The sequence below is a fragment of the Plantactinospora sp. CA-290183 genome, assembly GCF_050936375.1.
Lineage (GTDB): Bacteria > Actinomycetota > Actinomycetes > Mycobacteriales > Micromonosporaceae > Plantactinospora.
On sequence record NZ_JBNJMX010000013.1, the window covers coordinates 75,820 to 97,636 of the forward strand.

Annotated in this window: 19 protein-coding genes; 10 read left to right on the top strand and 9 right to left on the bottom strand. The window is 67.7% G+C overall.

The genetic code is table 11. The features are described 5' to 3' along the window. Positions 1-10: 10 nt before the first annotated feature. Entirely contained in the window at positions 11-340 is a 330-nt protein-coding gene (locus ACQEUR_RS18845) for an ArsR/SmtB family transcription factor (protein WP_433032690.1), read from the bottom strand. Between the two features lie 114 nt (positions 341-454). Between ACQEUR_RS18845 and ACQEUR_RS18850 the strand changes: the two genes are divergently transcribed. Then, positions 455-1,900 carry an MFS transporter gene (locus tag ACQEUR_RS18850; protein WP_433032693.1) on the top strand — a complete coding sequence of 482 codons (1,446 nt, stop codon included), beginning with the start codon at positions 455-457 and terminating at the stop codon, positions 1,898-1,900. Between the two features lies 1 nt (position 1,901). Further along, positions 1,902-3,371, top strand: a complete 1,470-nt coding sequence (locus tag ACQEUR_RS18855; protein ID WP_433032696.1) for an FAD-dependent monooxygenase — start codon at positions 1,902-1,904, stop codon at positions 3,369-3,371. Positions 3,372-3,444: 73 nt separating this feature from the next. On the opposite strand, the gene ACQEUR_RS18860 is transcribed toward ACQEUR_RS18855, so the two are convergent. Further along, positions 3,445-3,702, bottom strand: coding sequence for a helix-turn-helix domain-containing protein (locus ACQEUR_RS18860; RefSeq protein ID WP_433032699.1), 258 nt, complete (start codon positions 3,700-3,702; stop codon positions 3,445-3,447). On the opposite strand from ACQEUR_RS18860, the gene ACQEUR_RS18865 reads away from it, so the two are divergent. Beyond that, positions 3,692-3,964, top strand: a complete 273-nt coding sequence (locus ACQEUR_RS18865; RefSeq protein WP_433032702.1) for a transposase — start codon at positions 3,692-3,694, stop codon at positions 3,962-3,964. The genes ACQEUR_RS18860 and ACQEUR_RS18865 overlap by 11 nt on opposite strands. A 283-nt stretch (positions 3,965-4,247) precedes the next feature. After that, positions 4,248-5,348, top strand: coding sequence for a trypsin-like serine protease (locus ACQEUR_RS18870; protein ID WP_433032705.1), 1,101 nt, complete (start codon positions 4,248-4,250; stop codon positions 5,346-5,348). Positions 5,349-7,773: 2,425 nt separating this feature from the next. Here the strand turns inward: ACQEUR_RS18870 and ACQEUR_RS18875 are convergent. After that, complete coding sequence (locus ACQEUR_RS18875) at positions 7,774-7,917, bottom strand: hypothetical protein (RefSeq protein WP_433032708.1); 144 nt, start codon at positions 7,915-7,917, stop codon at positions 7,774-7,776. 194 nt (positions 7,918-8,111) lie between these two features. Here ACQEUR_RS18875 and ACQEUR_RS18880 point away from each other — a divergent pair, with 194 nt between their 5' ends. After that, positions 8,112-9,137, top strand: a complete 1,026-nt coding sequence (locus ACQEUR_RS18880) for a helix-turn-helix domain-containing protein (protein ID WP_433032711.1) — start codon at positions 8,112-8,114, stop codon at positions 9,135-9,137. 14 nt (positions 9,138-9,151) lie between these two features. Next, positions 9,152-9,760: a TetR/AcrR family transcriptional regulator gene (locus tag ACQEUR_RS18885; protein WP_433032714.1), complete on the top strand. Its 609-nt coding sequence runs from the start codon at positions 9,152-9,154 to the stop codon at positions 9,758-9,760. Between the two features lie 1,174 nt (positions 9,761-10,934). Here ACQEUR_RS18885 and ACQEUR_RS18890 read toward each other — a convergent pair. Next, positions 10,935-12,113, bottom strand: coding sequence for a peptidoglycan DD-metalloendopeptidase family protein (locus tag ACQEUR_RS18890; protein ID WP_433032717.1), 1,179 nt, complete (start codon positions 12,111-12,113; stop codon positions 10,935-10,937). 581 nt (positions 12,114-12,694) lie between these two features. Further along, positions 12,695-13,360 (bottom strand): hypothetical protein, encoded by a 666-nt coding sequence (locus ACQEUR_RS18895; protein WP_433032720.1) that lies wholly within the window; start codon positions 13,358-13,360, stop codon positions 12,695-12,697. Positions 13,361-13,376: 16 nt separating this feature from the next. On the opposite strand from ACQEUR_RS18895, the gene ACQEUR_RS18900 reads away from it, so the two are divergent. The 3 genes from ACQEUR_RS18900 (at position 13,377) to ACQEUR_RS18910 (ending at position 18,056) form a co-directional block, all read left to right on the top strand. Continuing rightward, on the top strand, positions 13,377-14,762 hold the full coding sequence (locus tag ACQEUR_RS18900) for a HupE/UreJ family protein (RefSeq protein ID WP_433032722.1): 1,386 nt from the start codon (positions 13,377-13,379) through the stop codon (positions 14,760-14,762). 193 nt (positions 14,763-14,955) lie between these two features. Further along, complete coding sequence (locus ACQEUR_RS18905) at positions 14,956-16,884, top strand: fibronectin type III domain-containing protein (RefSeq protein WP_433032724.1); 1,929 nt, start codon at positions 14,956-14,958, stop codon at positions 16,882-16,884. A 92-nt stretch (positions 16,885-16,976) separates the two neighbouring features. Further along, positions 16,977-18,056, top strand: a complete 1,080-nt coding sequence (locus ACQEUR_RS18910) for a COG1470 family protein (protein WP_433032726.1) — start codon at positions 16,977-16,979, stop codon at positions 18,054-18,056. 160 nt (positions 18,057-18,216) lie between these two features. Here the strand turns inward: ACQEUR_RS18910 and ACQEUR_RS18915 are convergent, their stop codons facing one another. Beyond that, the gene (locus ACQEUR_RS18915; RefSeq protein ID WP_433032728.1) at positions 18,217-18,342 is read right to left on the bottom strand and encodes a hypothetical protein; all 126 of its coding nucleotides are present in this window, start codon (positions 18,340-18,342) and stop codon (positions 18,217-18,219) included. A 33-nt stretch (positions 18,343-18,375) separates the two neighbouring features. On the opposite strand from ACQEUR_RS18915, the gene ACQEUR_RS18920 reads away from it, so the two are divergent. Next, positions 18,376-19,182: an SAM-dependent methyltransferase gene (locus ACQEUR_RS18920; protein ID WP_433032731.1), complete on the top strand. Its 807-nt coding sequence runs from the start codon at positions 18,376-18,378 to the stop codon at positions 19,180-19,182. A gap of 711 nt (positions 19,183-19,893) precedes the next feature. On the opposite strand, the gene ACQEUR_RS18925 is transcribed toward ACQEUR_RS18920, so the two are convergent. The 3 genes from ACQEUR_RS18925 to ACQEUR_RS18935 all read right to left on the bottom strand — a co-directional run bounded on the left by ACQEUR_RS18925 (position 19,894) and on the right by ACQEUR_RS18935 (position 21,650). Next, positions 19,894-20,373 (bottom strand): SRPBCC family protein, encoded by a 480-nt coding sequence (locus ACQEUR_RS18925; protein WP_433032734.1) that lies wholly within the window; start codon positions 20,371-20,373, stop codon positions 19,894-19,896. Further along, positions 20,370-20,729: a metalloregulator ArsR/SmtB family transcription factor gene (locus ACQEUR_RS18930; RefSeq protein ID WP_433032737.1), complete on the bottom strand. Its 360-nt coding sequence runs from the start codon at positions 20,727-20,729 to the stop codon at positions 20,370-20,372. The genes ACQEUR_RS18925 and ACQEUR_RS18930 overlap by 4 nt, the downstream gene beginning before the upstream one ends. A gap of 177 nt (positions 20,730-20,906) precedes the next feature. Further along, positions 20,907-21,650 (bottom strand): AraC family transcriptional regulator, encoded by a 744-nt coding sequence (locus tag ACQEUR_RS18935; protein ID WP_433032740.1) that lies wholly within the window; start codon positions 21,648-21,650, stop codon positions 20,907-20,909. Positions 21,651-21,817 lie beyond the last annotated feature (167 nt).

Below are 21,817 nucleotides of genomic sequence, written 5' to 3' on the forward strand. Positions count from 1 at the left end.
GTGAGATCGGTCAGTTCCGCGGTTCGGTGGCGGGCGGCTTCTGGTGCGCCGCGAGGATCGTGTCGAGCAGCATCGGGAACCGGGCGTCGAGGTCCTCGCGGCGCAGCGACAGCAGCAGTGTCCTGCCGGACGCGCGCTGGTTGATCACGCCACTTTCGCGCAGCACCCGCCAGTGGTGGGTGAGCGTCGACTTGGACACTCCCTCGACGATGGCGCCGCACGGATACTCGCCGCCGCCGGCGAGAACCTGGAGCGCTTTCATCCGCAGCGGGTTGCCGAGGGCGGCCAGGACGTCCTCGAGCCGGATCTGGTCACGGGTGGGGTGATGAGGTTCAAGCACATTCGGAAGTGTACGCGGACAATCGAACGGACGAACTCCGGTAGCCAGGTTGACACGTGGCATGGACTCATAGTACGACTATCCACGTACAGTCGTCCATTTTCAGGGAGTCTCATGTCCATCACCGCAGCACCGCCCCGGCGGCTCGGTCAAATCCTGTTGCTGCTCGGGTTCGCGCAGCTGATCATCACCATCGACTTCAACATCGTCTACGTGGCTCTGCCGGAGATCGGTGACGCTCTCGGCTTCACCTCGCAGACCCTGCAGTGGGTGATCAGCGCGTACGCCGTGGCCTTCGGTGGTCTGCTCGTGCTCGGTGGCCGCGCTGCCGACCTGCTCGGCCGGCGACGGATGTTCGTGCTGGCGCTGAGCATCTACGGGGTCTCGTCGCTGGTCGGCGGCCTCGCCCCGAACGACGGCGTCATGATCGGCGTCCGCGCGGTGCAGGGTCTCGGCGGCGCGCTGCTGTTCCCGGCGACGCTGGCCCTGGTGAACACGCTGTTCCAGGAGGGCAAGGAGCGCAACCGTGCGCTGGCGGTCTGGAGTGCCTGTGGTGCGAGCGGTCTGTGCGTCGGTTCCCTCCTCGGCGGTGTGCTGACGAGTGCCTTCGGCTGGGCCTCGGTGTTCTTCGTCAACGTCCCGCTCGCCGGTGGCGCCGCCCTGCTCGCTCTCGCGCTGATCCCGCGCGACGGTGCCCGCGAGCACGGCCGCACCTTCGACCTGCCCGGCGCCATCACCGCCACCGCCGGCATCACCCTGGTCGTCCTCGTCCTGGTCCAGGGCCCCGAGTCCGGCTGGGCCTCGCCCGAGATCCTCGGCTGCGTCCTCGCCGCCGTCGTCCTGCTCTCGGCCTTCGCCGTGATCGAGGGCCGCAGCGCCGACCCGCTGATGCCGTTGCGCCTGTTCACCAACCGCAGCCTCAGCACGGCGATGGCGATCGCGCTGGTCTTCGGCGCGACCTACAGCACCGTGCCGTACTTCCTGACCGTCTTCTTCCAGAGCATCCACGGTTACAACGCCCTGCAGACCGGCCTGGTCTTCCTGGTACCGGCCGTGCTGATCGCGGTCGGAACCCAGATTAGCGGCCGGATGGCCGGCAAGGTGAGCCTGCGGATCATCCTCATCCTCGGTATGTCGATCGGCATCGTCGGCACCGCCGTGCTCGCCGCCGGGATGAACTCCGGTGGTTCCTTCCTCCAGGTGCTTCCCGGTATCGCGCTCTACGGCATCGGTCAGGGCATCACCTGGACTGGCATGTGGATCGCGGCAGCGTCCGGTGTGGCGGGCAACGAGCAGGGTGTCGCCTCCGCGATGACCTCGACGGCCATGCAGGTCGGCACCGCTGTCGGCCTCGCCGTGCTGGTCGCCGTCGCCAACAACGGCACCCGTGGTCTGACCGGCGACGCGTTCCAGGACAAGCTGGGCGACGGGCTGCAGCTGGCGGTCTACATCGCGGCGGCCGGGATCGTGCTCGGCATCCTGGCCAGCTTCGCGTTCGCCAAGCCGGCCGTGGTGGCTGAGGACGAGCTCGAGCCCGTGACGGCCGGCAGCAAGGACTGACATGGCTGATGACTTCGACGTAATTGTGGTGGGAGCCGGCCCTGTCGGCTCCCTGCTCACCGCCGATCTGGCGCTACAAGGCGTCCGGGTCGGTCTGCTCGAGGCGTTGTCCGCGCCCACCGGCAAGTCCAAGGCGGGGACCCTGCACGCTCGCACCGCTCAGGTTCTCGAGCGGCGCGGGCTGCTGGACCTGGTCGCGCTGAACCAGTCAGGTGGCGGCGCGGTGCCTTTCCACTTCGCCGGCATGTTCGACCTGGACCTGTCGAGGGTCGTCGACGAGGGCCCGGCGATCGTGGGCAGCCCGCAGGCGTACGCCGAGCAGATCTTCGCCGAACAAGCCGTGGCGCTGGGGGCCGAGGTCTTCCGGGGCGAGGAGGTCCTCAGCCTCACCGATCACGGTGACCGCGTGTCGGTGCAGACGGCGGAGGGCCGCTTCACCGCGCGGTACGTCGTCGGTTGTGACGGTCCGCGCAGCCCCGTCCGTAAGAGTGCCGAGATCGCCTTCACCGGCACCGAGGCAACTGTCGCCGCGATGCTGGGGGAGGTGCGGCTTCTCGATCCGTACAACGCTCCGCAGGGCTGGCAGCGCAACTCCCGTGGCTGGACGATGGTCTCGGCGTCGCTCTACGGGCCGAGCCGGATCTTCACCTACGACTTCCGGGGCCCGCATGAGAACCGTGACGAGCCGCTGACGCTGGAGGAGTTCAGCGAGACCGTCGACTACCTCGCCGGTCGTCATGTGCCGATGACCGACGGGGGCTGGCTGGCCAGGTTCGGCGATGCGGCGTTGCAGGCCGAGCAGTACCGCAAGGGCAACGTGTTCCTGGCCGGCGACGCGGCGCACGTGCACTTCCCGGCAGGTGGTCAGGGCGTCAATCTCGGCTTGCAGGACGCGCTGAACCTGGGCTGGAAACTGGCCGCGGCAGTGCATGGCTGGGCGCCACCCGGCCTGCTGGACAGTTACCACTCCGAGCGCCACCCGATCGGCGCGAGGGTGCTGTACAACGTGCGGGCACAGGTCGCGCTGATGCAGCCCGACCCCCGGGTCGACTGGTTGCGTGAGCTGTTCCGCGAGTTGATGGGGCTGGACCAGGTGAACGAATTCCTGAGCCGGATGATCAGCGGCATGGACGTCGCGTACGACGTGGGCTGTCCGGACGCGCCACTTGCCGGCCAGTTGGCGCCGGACCTGCGGCTCAAGACGGATGACGGGATCACCAGCGTGTCCCGGCTCCAGCACGCGGGAAAGGCGTTCCTGCTGGATCTCGCCGGCCGTGCCGACCTGGGGGCGGTGGCAGCCGGGCGACCGGAGCAGTTGACCGTGGTGACGGCGACCGCCGAGTCATCGATCGGGACCGACGCCCTGCTGGTGCGGCCCGACGGGTATGTGGCCTGGAGCGCGCGTGGTCGCGACGACGATCCCATCACCCTCGACCGCGCGATCACCCGCTGGTTCGGGCCGGCTGGATAAGACGGCGACACAAGACGGCAACCACCCGGTACGACGACCCGCGCGCTGGGGTCGTCGTACCGGGTGGTTCTGGTCATCCGGTCAGTTGGCTGCCGTCGTACGACATCACGTGGCGGGTCAGTTCCACCCGGCCGCGGACGTCCAGTTTCCCGAACACGTGCCGCAGATGGGTGTCGACTGTGTGCGGGGAGATCGCCAGGCGACCGGCGACCGCCCGGTTGGTCAATCCCTGCGCGACCAGACGCGCTACGCGTAACTCGGCCGCCGCCCACCCGTCGCTACCGCTTCCCCGGGCGGCGTCGTACCGACAACCGGCGGCGTTGGAGGGCATCCTGTTCGTGGTACGCACCGGAATCCCCTGGAACGACCTGCCCACCACGGCGTTCGGCGCCTCCGGCGCCACCTGCTGGCGACGGTTGAAGGAATGGCACGCCGCCGGCGTCTGGCAGCGGTTGCACGAAAGCCTGCTGGCCGAACTCCGCGCGGCCGGGCTCTTGGACCTGGCCCACGCCGTGGTCGACTCCTCCCACCTACGGGCGCTCAAAGGGGGGATCACACCGGTCCCAGCCCGGTCGACCGGGGCCGGGTCGTAGCCGCGGTCGCCGTAGACGTGGCGGGGTCGGCGCAGCGGTCGCCCGACCAGGCCGCGGATCGGTGGGACGCTGCGTGCCGTGGTCGGCCAGACCTACCCGCTGGAATGCGCGGCCGCCGCCCACGCAGCCATCGAGCTACGTCAACCCTCGGCAAGACTCTCCTCACCCGCCGTAGCGAGTCATTGGGCTTTCACGGCTTGAGGACGTATTGAAGTCGAAATGAAGACGTCGACTGTTTGGATCGAGGACATCGACTTCCGACCATCCAAAGGAGACGCATCGAATGCGCAAGCTTCTGTCCGGTTGCTTCGCGGCCGCTGCCTTCGCCGTGGCCGCCACGCAAGTGGTGGCGCCGGCTGCCGGCAACGCCGCCGCTCCAGACTCCGCGGCCCTGTCCGCGTTCAGCAACACTGTCTTCGCGCAGTTGAGTGGCCCGAGCGGCATCGGGGCCGACCTGTCCTACACCGGCGCCGACCCGAAGACCAACCAGATCGAGGTCGGAGTGGTCAAGCCCACTGCGGCGCTCGTCGAACGGCTGGAGCGGAAGTACGGCGCCGATCGGATCAGGGTCGTCCAGGCTCCGATCTACAACACAACCCAGTTGAAGGTGTCCAAGCCGGTAGTCCCGGTGGGCACGACGCAGGACGGCGTGGCGCCGCTGGCCGTCGGCGTCTGCAGCGGCAACGGTGTGCACTGTGCCCCGACCCGCGGCGGTGTCGTCCTGCAGCAGGAAGTCAATGGTGGCTACTACCTCTGCACGGCCACCATTGTCGGCAGCGCTCGGAGCGGGCAGCGGGCGACCCTCACCGCAGGACACTGCTTCAACCGGAGCGGCAATGAGATCGCGTACGGGACCACCGACTTCAGCGGCCTCCCGGTGAGCGGGTGGCTCGGCTCGCCGGGCGAGCGGCTCTACGGGGGCACCTCAGATCATCTGGTCATCCCCTGGGACGAGAACACCGGCTGGTATGGCCATGACTACCCGACGAACTGTCTGTACACCCAGCCGGAAAACTGCGTCCGGATAAATTTCAACGCCGCCTCCTCCGACTATCCCACGAACACCTTCGTTACCCTGCGCGGATACACCAGCGGGGGCAACAGGACCGGCGGGGTGGTCCTACCCAGCGCCACCGCCAACATCCGGGACCCGGAGACCGGTCAGATCACCACGGTCACCGACTTGGTCCAGACCAGCGCCTGTGCATTGCCCGGCGACAGCGGTGGCCCGGCATGGACGCGCGACCGCCTGATCGGGACGATCTCGGCCGGCAACTTCACCCAGACTGACCCTCCACAGTGCGCTTCGGCGCCACGGACCTTCGTCGCCAAGGCCACAAACGCGTACAACAACCTGCGCTTCTACCCCCGACTCACTCCTTAACCGCAAGGACATTGGTAGCGCCTGGCCCCCGCCGGGCGCTACCAATTGTGTATGGGTGGAGCATCTGGCCTTCACGGCTTGAAGCCGTCTTGAAGGCGTCGACTAATTGGATCGAGGACACCGAATCCCCACGATCCAAAGGAGACGCATCGAATGCGCAAGCTTCTGTCCGGCTGCCTCGCGGGCCGCTGCCATCACCGTGGCCGCCACCCAAATGGTAGCGCCGGACGCCGGCAACACCGCCGCTCCCGACTCCGCGGCCCTGTCCGCTCAGCAGCGAACACCTTCACACAACTGAAGGTCCGAGCGGCATCGGGGCCGACCTGTCCTACACCGGCGTCGACCCGAAGACCAACCAGATCGGGGTCGGCGTGGTCAAGCCCACCGCGGCGCTCGTCGAACGGCTGGAGCGGCAGTACGGCGCCGACCGGAAGAACGGGACCACTGGTGTCCGTTCCGGCTGCGCTACGCCCGGCATTAGCGGCCCGCGGACCTGCGACGCGACCCCCGGGCCGGAGCAACGCCCGATGCCGCGTCGTGCCGCACCGATCCGATGCCTACGAAGAAAGTGACAGATGGGTGAGAAGGACGGGCCGACAAACCGCTGAGAATACGCCGGTTGCCGCAGGTCAGCCGGCTGCTCGACGACAAGACCAACGAGAACCTACATGATCCCATGTAAATTCTCAAAAGAGATGTCCCATTCTCAAATGAGATGACCACGGTTTGTCCCATGGGACATTTCGTTGAGAACGGGCTCCGCGTCCGGGTCGTCAGCGACGTCGAACTCGCGGTCGTGGTGTGATCGTCACCGCGTGCCTGACCGATCGTTCGCCGCCACCGGCCCGGCTCCGACCGCACGGTCGGCTGGATCAGGCCTAAGCGCGACCCGACCACGTCCATCAGCTCGTCGAACAGCCAGACCATCGCTCGGCGTCTACTCTGTAGGCGGCAGCCACCGCCGCATCTTGGGTCCACACAACCACGAGACTCAGCGGTGGCTGCTCCATGACCACGGACGAAACCACGCCGCCACAGCAGGTCAGAACGGATCTCCTGCTGAAGTACTACCGCCGACGCCGGGAGCGAAGCGGCAAGGCGTCGGCGGCGGGCCTGATGACCGGCCCCTGGTCGGCGGCGCGTGCGGCCTGCCAAGCGGGTCGCCTTGATCCCGTACAGAAAGTTCTCACACGGTTAACCGCCTAAAACTTGTCCCGTCACGGGAGATACTTGACACGATCGATATCGGTCACCGCACCCCTGAAACCAGCTAACCAACTCTCCATCAAACCGGAGACTTGGCAAAGTAAGTGGAAATGCCCTTGAGTCTGAAAGCATGGGCTTGGAGTTGATCCCAATAGTTCGGACTCAAGGACTCTTTCCTATCAACGAGCTAGCGGGGTCACATTCGATCTAACAGTAAATCCCGGTGACAACCCACGCCTGGCTATTGCTGAACTTTCGCCATTGGTGAGTAGATATCCCTCGCCTGTCGTAGCGAACACCGTTACCATCGATGGCTACATCGGTGATGCAGTTAGCAGGGAGGCGAATTCCGTCAGTGTCGTAATACCGGGGGTATTCGTTTGAGTTGCGCCCTGGCTGGAGAGTGAAGGAAGCAGGGAAGGTGTATCCGTTCTGTCGGTTCGCCACCGGAACACAGCTCGTCGGCAAGAACTCGCCGGTGTATGTGATGGTGCCTGCGGCGGCGCACCAATTGTTGGTAATCATGATACCGCGGGTGCTTCCGTTGGTGGCCTCTCCACCGCAGCCGGGCGTGGAACATGTGCCGGCCTGCGCAGGGGCAGGAACCCCAACGATAGAAGCTGCAATAAAGGCTGCCGCAACGGCTGTCAGGGGCTTTTTGCCCGACGAGAACCTTGCCACGTTAACCCTCCTCAGGGAGAACTGCCGATCCGCAATTCGCATGTCGATCCCTTCTAGGCCCTTCGTTGAGAGGCCTTTTGCGGATAACTGACGAAAGCATGCCGTGAACAACTCTCGCGGTGGTTGTGCGTGAGTGCCAACCTGTTGACTGTGCGTGCCAAGCTGTTTAACCGGCACCTCCAGTCAGCCGTGCTGGGGTCGACCGGTTGGCCAACCGGGTTTGGAGTCGGGCTGTCGCAGTAGCGTCGCGCGGCGATGGGCTTCGAGCTTCGGTTGTCGCGCGCCGGATCGCGCGGGGTTGCGTAGCGCCGGAGCCGGGGGCCACCAACGACGCCGGGGGCGGTTCCAGAACTGGCACGATGCCTGTCAGCGGCGGTCGGAGCCGGGACCTGGGGAGGCGTTCAGCGTCAACTGACTGCGACAGACGTCCGGGAGCACCAGCACGGGCGCTGCGGTCTTCGCCGGCCAGGTGCCGAGGGTGGACCGGCGGGCAGGGATACCGCGCGTCAGCAGTTCTAACGCGACGAGCGCGGTCTGATCATCTCAGGAGCGGCAGGGCCCGGCCGCGGCCAACCTCGACCGCGAGCCCCGCTAGCACGTGCCGACGCTGCGGCGCCACCACCTCCAACAGCCGCTCGACGCAGAGCACCTCGACCGGACCCAACACCCGGAACTCCACCATGGACTCCCGATCATGCCAAACCAGGGGTGCTGGCAGGCGCACGCCAATCATGCTTTACCAATCGGTGACCACTCTGCGCCCACGGACGGGCGTGGTTCTGCTGCACGATGAGACAATGAGGCAACATTGGCCAACATTATTTGGATAGATCGAGACTAGGGTTTTCAAGGTCATTACGTCGACGCACCACGGGGATGACGATGCAGCACGCTCAGACGACGGTAAACACGCTGGAGTACCCGGCCAACGATCGACTCGATTTCTTCCGCGAGGTGATATCGACCTCGCTCGCGCCGATGGACATCCAGGCCGAACGCTCGACCGACTTCACCGCCACGATGCGGGCAGTTGATCTCGGCGCCCTCCAGTTGTCGATCTACCAGTTCCCGTCACTTGGGGTGTTTCGCACCGCGCGCATGATCAGACAGTCCGACCCCGACATCTACAAACTCAACCTGGTTCTCCATGGACACGGCGCCCTCCACCAAGATCGCCGCACCTGCATGATCCGACCAGGCGACCTCAGCTTCTACAACCTCTCAAGCCCCCACCAAATCAGCTACGCAGGAGAGCCCGGCGACCGCGACGAGAATGCGGCTATCAGCGTTCAGATTCCCCGAGCCCTGCTACCGATTCCCATTCAAAAGGTGAAGCGGCTCTTCGCATCACCCCCGTTCCCCGGCCAAACGGGAATCGTGGCTGTGCTGTCACAACACCTACGTCAACTCGTCCACCACACCGACCAGTTCCGACCCACCGACGCAACACGCCTCGGCACAATCACCCTCGACCTCATCGCCGCCACCCTCGCCCACCACCTCGACACCGAAGCGGCGCTCCCGCCCGAGACCCGGCAACAAGCAACCCACACCTGCATCCTGAACTTCATCGACCGACACCTGGCAGACCCGGCACTGACCCCATCAACAATCGCCGCGGCCCACCACATCTCCCTACGCACCCTGCACCGGCTCTTCCAGGCACACAACACCACCGTCGCCGACTGGATCCGCCACCGCCGACTCGACCGCTGCCGACGCGACCTCACCGACCCCGCCATGAACAGCCACTCCATCCAGGCCATCGCCGCCCGCTGGGGATGCCCGATGCCCTGTGCCCCGCCCGTGATGAACACCGTCGAGCCATCGAGCTTCTCCATGCCCGTCCTCCTCAATACATTCAGTGAGATCTTGCATTCAGTGCAAGTATGCATGAGGTGAGCTAGGCTGTCCACATGACTGCACCCGGTCTGCGCGAGCGCAAGAAGCAACGCACCCGTCAAGCACTGGTCGACGCCGCGATGCGGCTGTTCGACCAGCAGGGTTACGACAAAACGTCGGTTGCCGAGATCGCGGCCGCCGCCGACGTGTCGACCCGGACCTTCTTCACGCACTTCCCGAGCAAGGACGACGTCTTCTTCGCCTCCAGCGACGAGGGCATCGAAGCGGCCCTGGTAGTGGTGGCCGCTCGTGCAGGCGACGGGGAGCCGCTCGACGTGCTCGTCCAAGCCGTCGAGCGAATGTCCGTGGCCCACTCCGCCGCGCTGGCCCAGGCCACCGACTACGGACCGCTACGGCTACGACTGCTCAACTCGGTGCCCGCGCTGCGTGCCCGCGCCCTACACCGACTCGCCGACGCGCAGCAGCTACTCGCTGACGCGCTGCAGGACGCCTACCCCGATCGGATTGACCGAGTAACCGCCTCAGCCGCAGTGGGTGCGCTCCTCGGCGCCGTGATCAGCACCACCATGAGCGGTCTCGCCGCCCACGAGCCGGACCTGCCGGCCGCACTACACCGCGCGATCAACGTCGCCGTCGAGGGCCTTGCGGCCACCCTCAACTGACCCGGCCAGTGCCGGTTCAGGGGGCAGGATCGCGCGAGCCGACGCCAGCCTCCATCCGCGACGTGCACGTTGGCGCGGACACCGATGGAAAGCGACGCGCCCTTGGACCCGCCTCTGACTCGAATGGCGGGAGGCGTCCACTTCCGGCCCGACGGCTACTGACGTGGCCGTGGGCGAGCACCAGATCCACTTTATCGGGCACATCGCGCGCGGCGTTGCCTCGTCCGGACGGCCGCACCCTGATCATCAGCGGCAGTGATGAGAGAGTCGTTCTCGTATGGGCGATGCGATCGGAGCGCGCTTCGAAGAAGACTGCTTCTCGAAAGTAGACTCCGGGCGTGACTTCCGAGAACGCGACGAAACGGCGTCGGCAGCCGGCCGGAACAGCTTCCGGGAACACGTAGCCTACCGCCGGGGCACCGCGTCGCGGGCCGCGCGCCCGCACCCCTGCCGGCCGGGTTGACGGCCCGCGCACGCCGCCTACACAGGCGGAGTTGGTCCGCGCAGCGCTGTCGGCCGGGACCCGCCGCACCTACACCTCCAAGGGCCGCACCTACCTCGCTTTGGCTCGACACCGCTGACGGCGACGGCGACCCGCGGACCGCCCCGGCCGCGCGGGACTGGGCGGCGCGCGACTACCGCACCCATCTGGCCGCGGTACTCAAGCGCGCCAACGTCACCTGCCCACCGTGCCGCCACACGCACCAGCCGGCAGGGCCGTCACGCATGCCGTGCAGGTGGCGGGCACCGCTCCCTCTTCGCGACGTCAGCGATGCGATCGGCCGTGTGCAGGGGGGGGCGTTGTGCGTTCGCGGGTGCTCCGTGGGTGCTCGGATGTCGAGGAACTGACGCGGATGCACCGGGATGCAGCCGGATTCCTGGTCTCCTACGAGGTACCTGGGCTATCGGTCGTCCTGGATCCCGTGGCTCGCAGGCCGTGGACCTGCGCGGACGCGGCGGGACCCGGTCGCACTCAAGTGGTTGCGACCGGACGGCACTTGGAAAGAGCCGAACGTGGAAGAGTGCGTGCGCGCCCCTGGACTCTTAACCCGCGGGTTCGGGGTTCGAGTCCCTGGCGGCGCACCAACGATCAAGGCTTTGACCTGGCATTCTATGCTGGGTTGGAGCCTTTTTCGGGGTCTTCGGCGGCGGGTGGTCGCTCGGTGGGTGCAGCTCAGCACCAGCCGTTGATCGGACCGTTCACCCCGGTCCACAGGTAGGCGTCGGACACCCAGGCACCGTCGCTGAGTTGGTTCCAGAGCGAGGTAGTGCCGTACCGCCCGGTGTGAGAGGTGCCGTTGGCAGAGCACGAGACGGTGACCGTGGCGCCGTCCCCCACCGATCCCAGCACGGAGTGGCCGGCGCCGGGCCCGGATCGCTTGGTCAGCGTGCCCGCACCATTGGCGTCGACCACCGCCTGATTGAAGCCCAGCGCGCCGTGGTTGTAGAGGCCGCCCCCGACGCCGGCCCAGGCCGACCCGTGTCGCGCGCCACCCTGGTACGCCGCGGCGCCGTTGACGAACTCCCACTTGCCGATGCCGTGGCCGGCGATTCCCACGTACGCGCTGTTCTGCCGCAACCCGAAGTGGACGTGCCGGCCGGACGCCGCCCCGCCGCAGGTCACGTCGGTGCCCGTGTAACCGAGGTAGGCGCCCTGGCCGACGGCGGCGCCGTTGACCGAAATGCTGCTCCACAGGTGGTAGTAGTCGGTGGAGTAACCGCGGTCGTGGATCACCCGGATCCACCCCGTGCACATGGTGTACGCCGTGCCGGCCCGCGCCGCGCGGACCACCTGGTCACCGCCGGCGAGGTCGATGGAGCTGTACGGCGCGTCGTAGCCGCCCCAGCCGTGCGGGCCGCTGGTCATCGTCCACGTTTGGCCGACCGCGAACGGCAGGGCCATCCCGGTCCGGTAGTCGCCACCCGCATACATGGTGCTCGGGGTGCTAGCGAAGACCTTCTTCTCCTGCTTGTTCACCACGGGCGACTCGGCGGCCAGCTCGCTGAACCCGGTTTCACCGTCGAAGTTCACCCGCCAGGTCCCGGCCTCGGCGCGGGCGACGAAGACCGCACCGGTCGGGTGGACGTCCTTCTCGTGGGAGGTGACGGCCACGGCGGTGCCGAAGGCCCACTCGCCGGTGCGCCGGGTGACGGTGACGCGGGTCTCGGAAGCGCCGGTGTGCTCCGCCGCCGTGGCGCTGACCCGCCCGAGCAGCTTGGCCGTCACCGCGTCCTCGACGCTCACCTTCACCGGGTGCGGCGCGGGCGCGGCGTGGGCGGCCGTGCCGGCGACTAGGAGCTCCGTCGCCAGCAGGGCTGTGGCGATGCCGGCCCATCGTCCGATGTGCACCATTGACGACCTCTTTCAAATCGAAGGACATCGCTCTGGGTTGTACTGACGATATGCACCACATGGAAAATTGTCTACAGGCTGGCGCCATAACGGTGAAGGTAAGCTTCAGATCGTCTCGGTCACCCCGGCCCTGCCGGCCGGCGGGGGGTGTGACGCCGCGTCAGCCGATCGGTGCGATCCGCACCCCGGCGGGGACGGTCACGGTCCGGCCTGGCGGTCGGGCGTACCGCGATCGGGGCAGAGGGCGACTCGGCCGGCGAAGCGACACGCAGTCATGACCCGCCATGCGCTGCGAGGGCTACGGGCAGTGTTGTTTCCATGATCGAATCCACGCATCTCGGTATGTCTGACGCTTATCGACACGCCGACGGTCACGCTCTGTGGCGCGCGGATCGCGGCATGAGAGTGCACTTTTTGTCGGGAGGTGGGGCATCGTTCAATCCCACCGCAAGCGAACTCGGATGCCCCAGAGCTGATGAGGTAGAGGCCCACTACCAGCGAAGACACCGAATCAACCAGCTACGGCTGGAGTACTACCCTGAGCGCCGGTCGCCGTGGGTGGCGGCTGGGCTGGGAGTTCCTCACTCGAGCCAGACCACGATTCCGGTCAGGTCGTTGAGCACGGCCGCGACACCCGCCCTGATGGCGGTCGCGCAGCGCTCGGCGGTGAACGAACCGGCGTCGTACGTCGAGGATGCGCCGAGCCCTTCGCCCCGGAACGACGCGCCGGACCAGTCGACCGCGGTGACGTTGTGGGTGGGCTCGGCCAGTTCCGCGCCCACCACGAGGAACTGCTGTGACAGGTGGCTCGCGGTGACCAGGGCGAGGGGGTCGACCAGGTCGTTGCCCGCGCTGACGATGAGGTCCGGGCCCATCTCGATGGCCCGGACGATGCTGGGCAGCAGGTCCTGGGCGTCCTTGGCGGCCACCGTACGGAGGTCGACCTCCTCGTCCTCGGCCCAGTCCTCGACCGCTGTCACGAGTGCCTTCGTCGGATTGTCGGCCCCCGTGGTCAGCAGCACCACCCGGTAGTCCTTCGACGGGTGGACCCCGGTCCACGAGCCGGGTCGGGGGGTGACCGTCCCCTCCGGGGTGGGCTTGGCGGAGGAGTCGACGAATCCCGGGCCGAGCGTGCCGACAGGGCTGGGCCTGGAGTGCGGCCGGGACCAGTTGTCGCTGGAGCCGCAGCCGGCGACCAGCACGGCAGCCGCCGCCAGTATGGCGACGGCCCGAAGCGGGGGGCGCAAGTGATCGTCCTCTCGGATGGTGGCGAAAGTGCGCGTGGCTATCCGTATTCCTATCCCAGGTCGGGTCGCATGCCATACGCCGGGTGCCGTTCCGGCTGTTTGTTCTCCAGCGGTTCGTCAGTGGTCGGGCTGCTGTTCACCCGTGGCGTGCAACGTGCACTGGCTAACTGAAGGAGCCGAAATGTTACCGCGCGTCCGTCGTGCCATTATGGTCGCCATCGTCGGGATCGCCGCTGCGGTGATCGCTTTTCTGACCGCCGCACCGGCTCACGCCCACGGCTTCACGTCGACCAGACGCGCTGTCGATGTGGTTGCGGGCGACGAGGATCACATTCGTACGAAGCTGGAAATCGAATACGACCTCTTTGTCGTGTCCGCTGCCGACTATGAGGACGACGATCCACTGTTCCGGGCCGGCACCGCCGCGTTCGACGCCGGTGACGCCGAGGGACAGGCCGCCGCACTCAACACCCATGCCGAGACGGCCGTCCGGTACGTCACCGAGCGCTTCTCGGTCAGCTCGGCCGGCCAGAGGTGTACGCCGACCCGGGTCGGCGACTTCACCGTCGGCCAGCAGGAGGGTGTGCCCTACGCCGACCTGCTGCTCGACTGGGCCTGCCCTGGTGGGGGCGACCGGCACGAGGTGCGCAGCGGGCTGTTCCCGGACGCCGAGGGTTACGTCAAGGGCACCAAGACCATCGTCACCTACGCGCTCGACGGCCACTCGGGCAGCGCCGCCATCGACGCCGCGCATCCGTCCTTCTCCACTGCCCAGGCGTGGTACGAGCGGTTCTGGGAGTTCTTCCGGCTGGGTGCCGAGCACCTGCTGACCGGGATCGACCACATTCTCTTCCTGCTGGCGCTGATCGCCGGCTCCCGGCGGCTCCGGGAGATCGTGCTCGCGGCCACGAGCTTCACCCTCGCCCACTCGGTGACCTTCATGCTCGCCGCTCTCGGCCTGGTCGACGTGCCGGGGAGCGTCGTGGAGCCGATCATCGCGCTGTCCATCGCCGTGGTCGCCGGCTGGCACCTGTGGCGGGTCTGGCGGCGCGGCGACCACGCCACCGACCTCGAACCGGCGGGGCATGGCCACCTCAGTCTGGACCGGGCCGGCTGGATCCGGCTCGGGGTGGTGTTCTGCTTCGGCCTCGTGCACGGGCTCGGCTTCGCGGGCGCGCTGGGCATCGACGAGGCGTGGTCGTGGACTCTGCTCTGGTCCCTGCTGGTGTTCAACGTCGGCATCGAGGCCGTTCAGTTGACCATCATCGCGATTGTCTTCCCGTTGTTGTTCGTGTTGCGCCGTCGTTCGCCGAAACTCGGCGCCTGGGCCACCGGAGTCGTTTCCGCAGGCGTGTCCGTTATGGGATTGGTCTGGTTCGTGCAGCGCCTGTCCGGGCTCTGAAACCGCTGTAGGAATTTCGTGAAGTGCAACCATCCGCAAGATCGCGTTCATGGCGGGTTCACCGGGCGGCGAAAGGTTGAGAACGCTTCTCCGCAGAATGGGAAAGCTTTTCCATATCTCTTTATCGGAAGAGGGAACAAAGTCGATGGCATTGAGTAACTCAATGCGGACTCCCGGGCTCGGGCGGCGCCGTATGGCCGTCGGAGCCAGCGCGGGATTCCTGGGCCTGGCCCTGGCCCTCGGTAGTGGCCTGTCGGCCACCGCCTTCGCCGCCGAGCCCGCCACGTTCAGCGGCATCGTCCTCGGTGTGGGCGCCGACGAGTCCCAGCGCATTGTGACCTGGTACTCCTCGGCCGACACCGCGCAGAAGATCCAGCTCGCCCCGACCGCCTCGGTCGCCAACGGCGAGTTCCCGCCCGACGCCGTCACCCTCGACGCCGTCGGTGCGGCCAACACCTCCACCACCGGGTTCAACCGGCACGCCACCATCACCAACCTGCGGGAGAACACGGCGTACTCCTACCGGGTCGGCGGCGAGGGCAACTGGTCCCCGGCGTACGCCTTCAAGACCCAGGACTTCGAGGGCAACTACGACTTCCTGTTCTTCGGCGACCCGCAGATCGGCTCCTCCGGTGACCGGCTGAAGGACCAGGCCGGCTGGGAGGAGACCCTGAAGGTCGCCACCGGGGCCAACCCGGACGCCGAGCTGCTGGTGTCGGGCGGTGACCACGTCGAGAGCGCGAACGACGAGGGCCAGTGGACCTCCTTCATGGCGCCCGACCAGCTCCGCCAGTACCCCCTGGTCGCCACCATCGGCAACCACGACGTCGGCGGCAAGTCCTACGAGCAGCACCACTTCACCCCGAACACCGACCGGTCGACCCAGTACTACAACGGGGATCCGGCGACCCGGTCCGGTGGTGACTACTGGTTCGTCTACAAGGACGTGCTGTTCATCGACCTGAACAGCAACAGCTACGCCAACCCCACCAACGGCTCGCTCGGCGGCGACGCGGCGCACGTCGCGTACGTCACCGACGTGATCAACAAGCACGGCGCCGAGGCGAAGTGGAAGGTGCTGGTCTACCACCACTCCATCTACTCGCCGGCCAGCCACGCCGACGACGGGGACAACGTGCAGCGGCGGAAGGACTTCACCACCACCTTCTCCGACCTCGGTGTCGACCTGGTGCTGCAGGGACACGACCACAGCTACTCCCGCAGCTACTCGATCAAGAACGGCGAGAAGGAGAACCCGGCGGAGCAGCCCGGCGCGGCCGAGGTGTTCCCCGGCCCGGGCGGTGTCATCTACGTGACGGCGAACTCGGCCTCCGGCTCGAAGTACTACGACATCAGCAAGCCGAAGCCGGAGGAGGCGGGCAAGCCACACGGCAACGGTCCTGACCCGCTGGACCCGGACAAGTACTGGTACAACTCGGTGGAGAACCAGGAGCACGTCCGGAGCTACGTCAAGGTGCAGGTGAAGGCCGACAAGCTGGTTCTGGAGAACCTGCGCAGCGGCACCTGCGCGGCGCCGAACGCGGCCGTCGAGAAGGGCCTCTCCTGCGTCAACACCCCGGAGGGTCAGCCGGTCGGCTCGATCGTCGACAAGGTGACGGTGCACCCGTACCACGGCAATGGCCAGGACATCCAGGTCAACGTGCCGAGCGCGGCCCCGGGTGAGTTCGGCTGGACGATCGACGGCTACAACGGCCTGGTCGACCTCGGCACCGCGAGCGAGCACAACGGCGAGTTCTTCGAGGCGGCCGGCAAAATCAACCCAATCCTCGTGTCGGACAGCCGTCGTTCGCTCGCCCCGTGGTCGATCTCGGCCAGCGTCGGTGACTTCGCCGACGGCGACCGGACCCTGTCCAGCACCTACCTCGGTTGGACGCCGTACCTGCTCGACGCCGGTGCCGGCGCCGAGGCCGGTGCTCCGGTCCTGTCGGCCTACGACGACCAGGGCAAGGGCCTCTCGGTCGCCAGCGGTCTCGCCGCGGCCGCGCAGGGTCACCCCCGGGGTGGCGCCAAGCTCGGTGCCGACCTGGACCTGAAGTTCCCGACCGAGGTCGAGAAGGGTAGCTACCGGGCCACCCTGACGATCACCGCGCTGAGCAGCTGACGCGGACCTGTTCCACCCGGTGGGCCAGGCGCCTTCGGGCGCCTGCCCCACCACCTGCTCCGACCCTCCCCAAGATCAAGCAAGGAACCGAGATGCACGCGCCCACAACGCGCTGGAAGACCCGGATCACCACGATCCTCCGTACCACCGCCCTGTCCCTGCTCGCCGCCGCGGCGGCCGTCAGCGTGGGGACCGGCCCCGCCCACGCGGCGGACGGCGACGTCGCCTGGACGGTCCGTACGGCCTCCAACAGCTACGGCGCGTCCCGGTCCAGCTACAGCTACTCCGTCAACCCGGGCGGCACCGTCGACGACGCGATGGTCGTCGCTAACCGTGGCCCGGTGCCGCTGAACCTCTCCGTGTACGCCGCCGACGGCTTCACCACCGACGCCGGTCAGCTCGACCTGTTCACGAAGGACCAGAAGTCCGTCGCGATCGGGGCGTGGGTCCGGGCCGACCAGGGCAGCGTCACGATCCAACCCGGGAAGACCGCCGAGGTCCCCTTCCGGATCAGCGTCCCGGACAACGCCACGCCCGGCGACCACGTCGGCGGCATCCTCACCTCGCTGACCCAGCCCGACCAGGCCCAGGGCATCAACGTGGACCGGCGCCTCGGCATCCGGATCAAGCTACGGGTCGGCGGCGAACTGGCCCCGCGCCTGTCCGTCGAGAATCTGCACGTGGCGTACGCCGGCACCGCCAACCCGTTCGGCGAGGGCGACGCCACCGTCACGTACACGATCCACAACACCGGCAACACCACCCTGTCGAGCAAGCAGGCGGTCTCGGTCTCCGGCCCGTTCGGCTGGCTGCGGACCCGCGCTGGGGAGGTTCCCGCGTCGCCCGATCTGCTGCCGGGTGAGAGCTGGGCGGTGACGGTGCCCGTGCACGGCGTGGCTCCCGGGGTCAGGTTGGCCGCGACCGCGATCCTCACGCCCCTGCTCACCGACGCGTCGGGGTCGATCACCCCGCTTCCGGTGGTCCGGTCCACCACGCACGGCTGGGCCGTTTCCTGGATGTTGGTGCTGCTGGTCGTCGTACTGGTCGTGGTCATCGTCGGGGCGTTCGTGCTCAAGCGTCGCAACCGCGTACGCCGGGCGCATCGGGAGAACGCCCGGGTGGAGGCGGCCGTCAAGCAGGCGCTCCGCGCCAAGGAGCCGCGGACCGACTGACCGCCTCTCGTGGTGCTCGCCCCGGTGCCGGGGCGGGTCTGCCCGGCGGGGACGGACCCGGGTGACGGCGGTCAGGCGCGGCGCCGGTCACCGCCGGGCTGTCGCTGCCACGGCAGCGGGTGTGGAATCCGCCGCCACCACCACCGGTCCGGTCCGGTCGTCACGACGTACCCCTCGCCCAGCTCCGCCGCAAGTGCGCCGCCCCGTCGTCGCGGGTGAGGGTCTCGAACCGTCGGTCGACCTCGTCGACGGCCGCCGCGAACGGTGCCCGGACCGACTCGGGCAAGTCACCGCCCCTTCGGCGCGGAAGAATGCCCTCATGACCAAGGACCGAGGGCTCGCCACGGGCTCCAAAATGGACACCACCGTTCCGCACTCCGCGAGGATCTGGAACTACTGGCTCGGCGGCAAGGACAACTTCGCGGTCGACCGGGCCGCCGGCGACGAGGTGATCGCACACATCCCGGACATCCCCATCGGGGCCAAGTCCGAGCGCGCGTTCCTCAAGCGCGTGGTCAGGTTCCTCGTCGAGGATGTCGGCATCCGTCAGTTCCTCGACGTCGGCACCGGGCTCCCCTCAGCGGACAACACCCACGAGGTCGCACAGTCCCTCGACCCACGCTGCCGGGTGGTCTACATCGACAACGACCCGCTCGTCATGGTGCACGCGCGTGCGCTCCTGGCCAGCACGCCGGAAGGTAGCTGCGGCTACGTCGAAGCCGACCTGCGGGAGCCGAAGACGATACTCGCGTCGGCGCGGCAGATGCTCGACTTCTCGCAGCCGATCGGGCTCATGCTCCTCGGCGTCGTCAACCACCTCATGGATGACGACGTGGCGTACGGCTCCGTCGTGCAGCTGGTGCAGGCGATGCCCACCGGCAGCTACCTGGTGCTCACCCACTCCACCGCGGAGATCCACGGCGAGCCGATGCTGCGCGTGATGCGGGAGACCACCGAGCGCGGCGGCACGCCAATCCGCGCTAGGACGAAGGTGGAGCTCGAGCGCTTCTTCGACGGGTTGGATCTGCTGGAGCCCGGCGTTGTTACGTGTTCGCGCTGGCGCCCCGACCCGGGATCCGACGAACCGGAGGTCTACCTGTTCGGTGGCGTCGGCCGTATCGGCTGAGCGGAGCCTCTCGACGCCGGCCAGCCATGAGGACGACCTATTCGCGAGCCCGGGGGGCGACCCGCTGGATCAGCGGCCACGGGCCCCGCTCTCGACGACGAGCCCGCACCGATCTCCATCGAGGAATCCGCCATGTTGGGTGAGAAACCGGGCCGTTACACCGCTGAGGAGCACCGACAAGGGCCAGGTCAGCAGGCATTGCCGCCGTCAGAACCGATGAGAACCTACCTCAGGATTGATCGGCGGCTGGCCCACACCTCGGCGCATAGCTGGGCGAGGACCGAGGTCAGGTCGCCGGCGGTGCGCGCCGACCGTAGGTGGCCGCTGGTGGCGGCACGGGCGCCGCAGGCCAGGCCGATCCGCCAGGGCTGGTTCAGCAGGTGCCACAACGATCAAGGAGCTGCGCCCCTCTAGCGGGGTTGCCGGTAACGGCGTGGATCGGCGGCTGGCAGCTGAGCAGGTTGTGAAGGTCGGGAAAGGCCACTGAGTACCGAGGAGACGTCGAAGTTCGACCAGGAAGAGGCGGGCCGCGTCTTGGCCCGGCGGCAGGCCGAACAACCGCCGGTATTCCCGGCTGAACTGCGAACGCGCTCCCCAAGTAACGGCGGCCACGTCGCCGGGCGCGGCGAGCAGCCGGGCCCTCGCCTCCTGAAGCCGGAGGAGTTTCTGGAACTGGATCGGCGTCACTAGCGAGGGCCACTCGACGTGCGTCTACCGCTGCGCCTCGAAATGCGCTTTCATGGCCGGGTAGTAGTCGTCGAAGTTCGGCGCCGGCTGGCCGTCGCGCGAGGCTACCAGCGAGTCCAGATAGTACTCCCAGCCCGGTGCGACCTCGCCAACGCTCTCCCTGCTGGTCAGGTGCTGTGTGAACCGCAGCTCGGTCACGCCCGCGCTCTCAACCAGCACCATGTCCAAGTGCCAAGCGCCGTGCTCGTCCACTGCGGAAACCGCTAGCCGACGCGGCGGCTCGCACGCGTCGATGGTCACGTCCGACCAGGGCTTGCCCTCCTCGTGCACCAATTGGACCTTGATCGTGCGCCCCGGCGCCGCATCGCCCTGCCAGGGGCCGAACCAGCGTGCCGTGCGCGCCGAATCGGTCAGGCTCGCCCAGACGTCAGCGATGGGGGCGCGGAACGTGCGGGTCAGCACGAGGTCGTCGCCGAACAGCCGGCCGGTGGGTGTGGGGCTCATGCGGTCTCCTTCTGGGGTGGGTGCCGCGCGGCGGTGTGCCGCTCGCGGCGGGTGCGGTAGACCTCGGTCTCCAGCGCATCGAGGCGGTGCTGCCAACCAGACGGCCGCATTAGCCGTGCCAACCACCCGGTCAGTTCGTCGAGCGGCGCGGTGACCAGTGTGTAGACACGTCGTCGTCCGACGGCCGCGTCGCGAACGAGGCCGGCCTCACGCAACACGCGCAGGTGACGGCTGACGGCCGGCCGGCTGATCGCGAACCGGTCGGCGATCTGTCCGGCCGAGAGTGGTTCGTCGCGCAGCATCAGCAGGATTTCTCGCCGTACTGGATCGGCGATCGCCTGCGCTACCTCGTCCACACCGTAAGCGTAACCACTAGGTTACGCTTCGGGCAAACGTCGCGCCCTGATGTCCAGCTCCCACACGCATGATCGAATGCACTCATCTGCCGCCAACCGTGCGTAACGCGGGGTCACGTGGCGGCGGTCTGACCGGCGCCCGCACATGCCGAGAAGCGGACATCTGATCAAGCAGGCTCAACGGCGGCGATGGACGCCGGGTGTCTCGCCGAAGGCGCGACGGTAGGCGTCGATGAAGGCGCTGGTCGAGGACCAGCCACAGCGGTGCGCGACCGTGGTGACCGGTTCGTCGTCGGCGAGCAGGTGCAGGGCGTGGTAGAGGCGCAGTTGGGTGCGCCATTGGGGAAAGGTCATGCCGAGGTCGGTACGGAATCGGCGGCTCAGGGTACGGTGTCCCGCGCCGACCTGGCGGCCGAGCTCGGCGAGGGTCCGACCGTCGGCGGGATCGTTGAGCAGGAGATCGCACACGGCCCGTACCCGGGGATCGGTGGGTGTGGGAAGCTGGATGGGTTGTTGCGGGGAGGCGCGTAGCTGGTCGAGCAGGACTGCGCGTAGCCGGCGGTGTTCGGGACTGCCGCCGCCCGGGTCGCGGGTACAGGCGAGGATCAGCTCCCGCAGCAGCGGGCTGACGCCTAGCACCGTGGGGGCATCGAAGCCGAGGGGATTGGCGGAGGTGGGCAGGCCGAGCAGATGGAGTTCCAGCGCGCCGTGGGCGCGATGGGCGTGTACGCAGCCGGCCGGTATCCAGATCGCCCGCGTGCCCGGTGCGACCCACGTTCCCGCGTCCGTGGTGACGGCCAGGACGCCGGAGCCTGCGTAGATGATCTGGTGGTCGTCGTGATGGTGGGCGGTGATCTGTTCGCCGGGCGCCAGCCACCGCGCCCGGGTGGGGGCCTCGGGCACGTGGCGATTTTCCGACATGAAATGGCATCTTATTGGAAGTTCGCCACGACCTCGCACAGCACCATCGGGGGGTGTCCAAGCGTTCCGCAATCTTGCTGCTGGCCCTCAGCCACGCGTGCGTCGACGTCTACCAAGGTTCGGTGGCCGCGCTGGTGCCGTTGTTCGTCGCGGAGCGCGCGTACAGC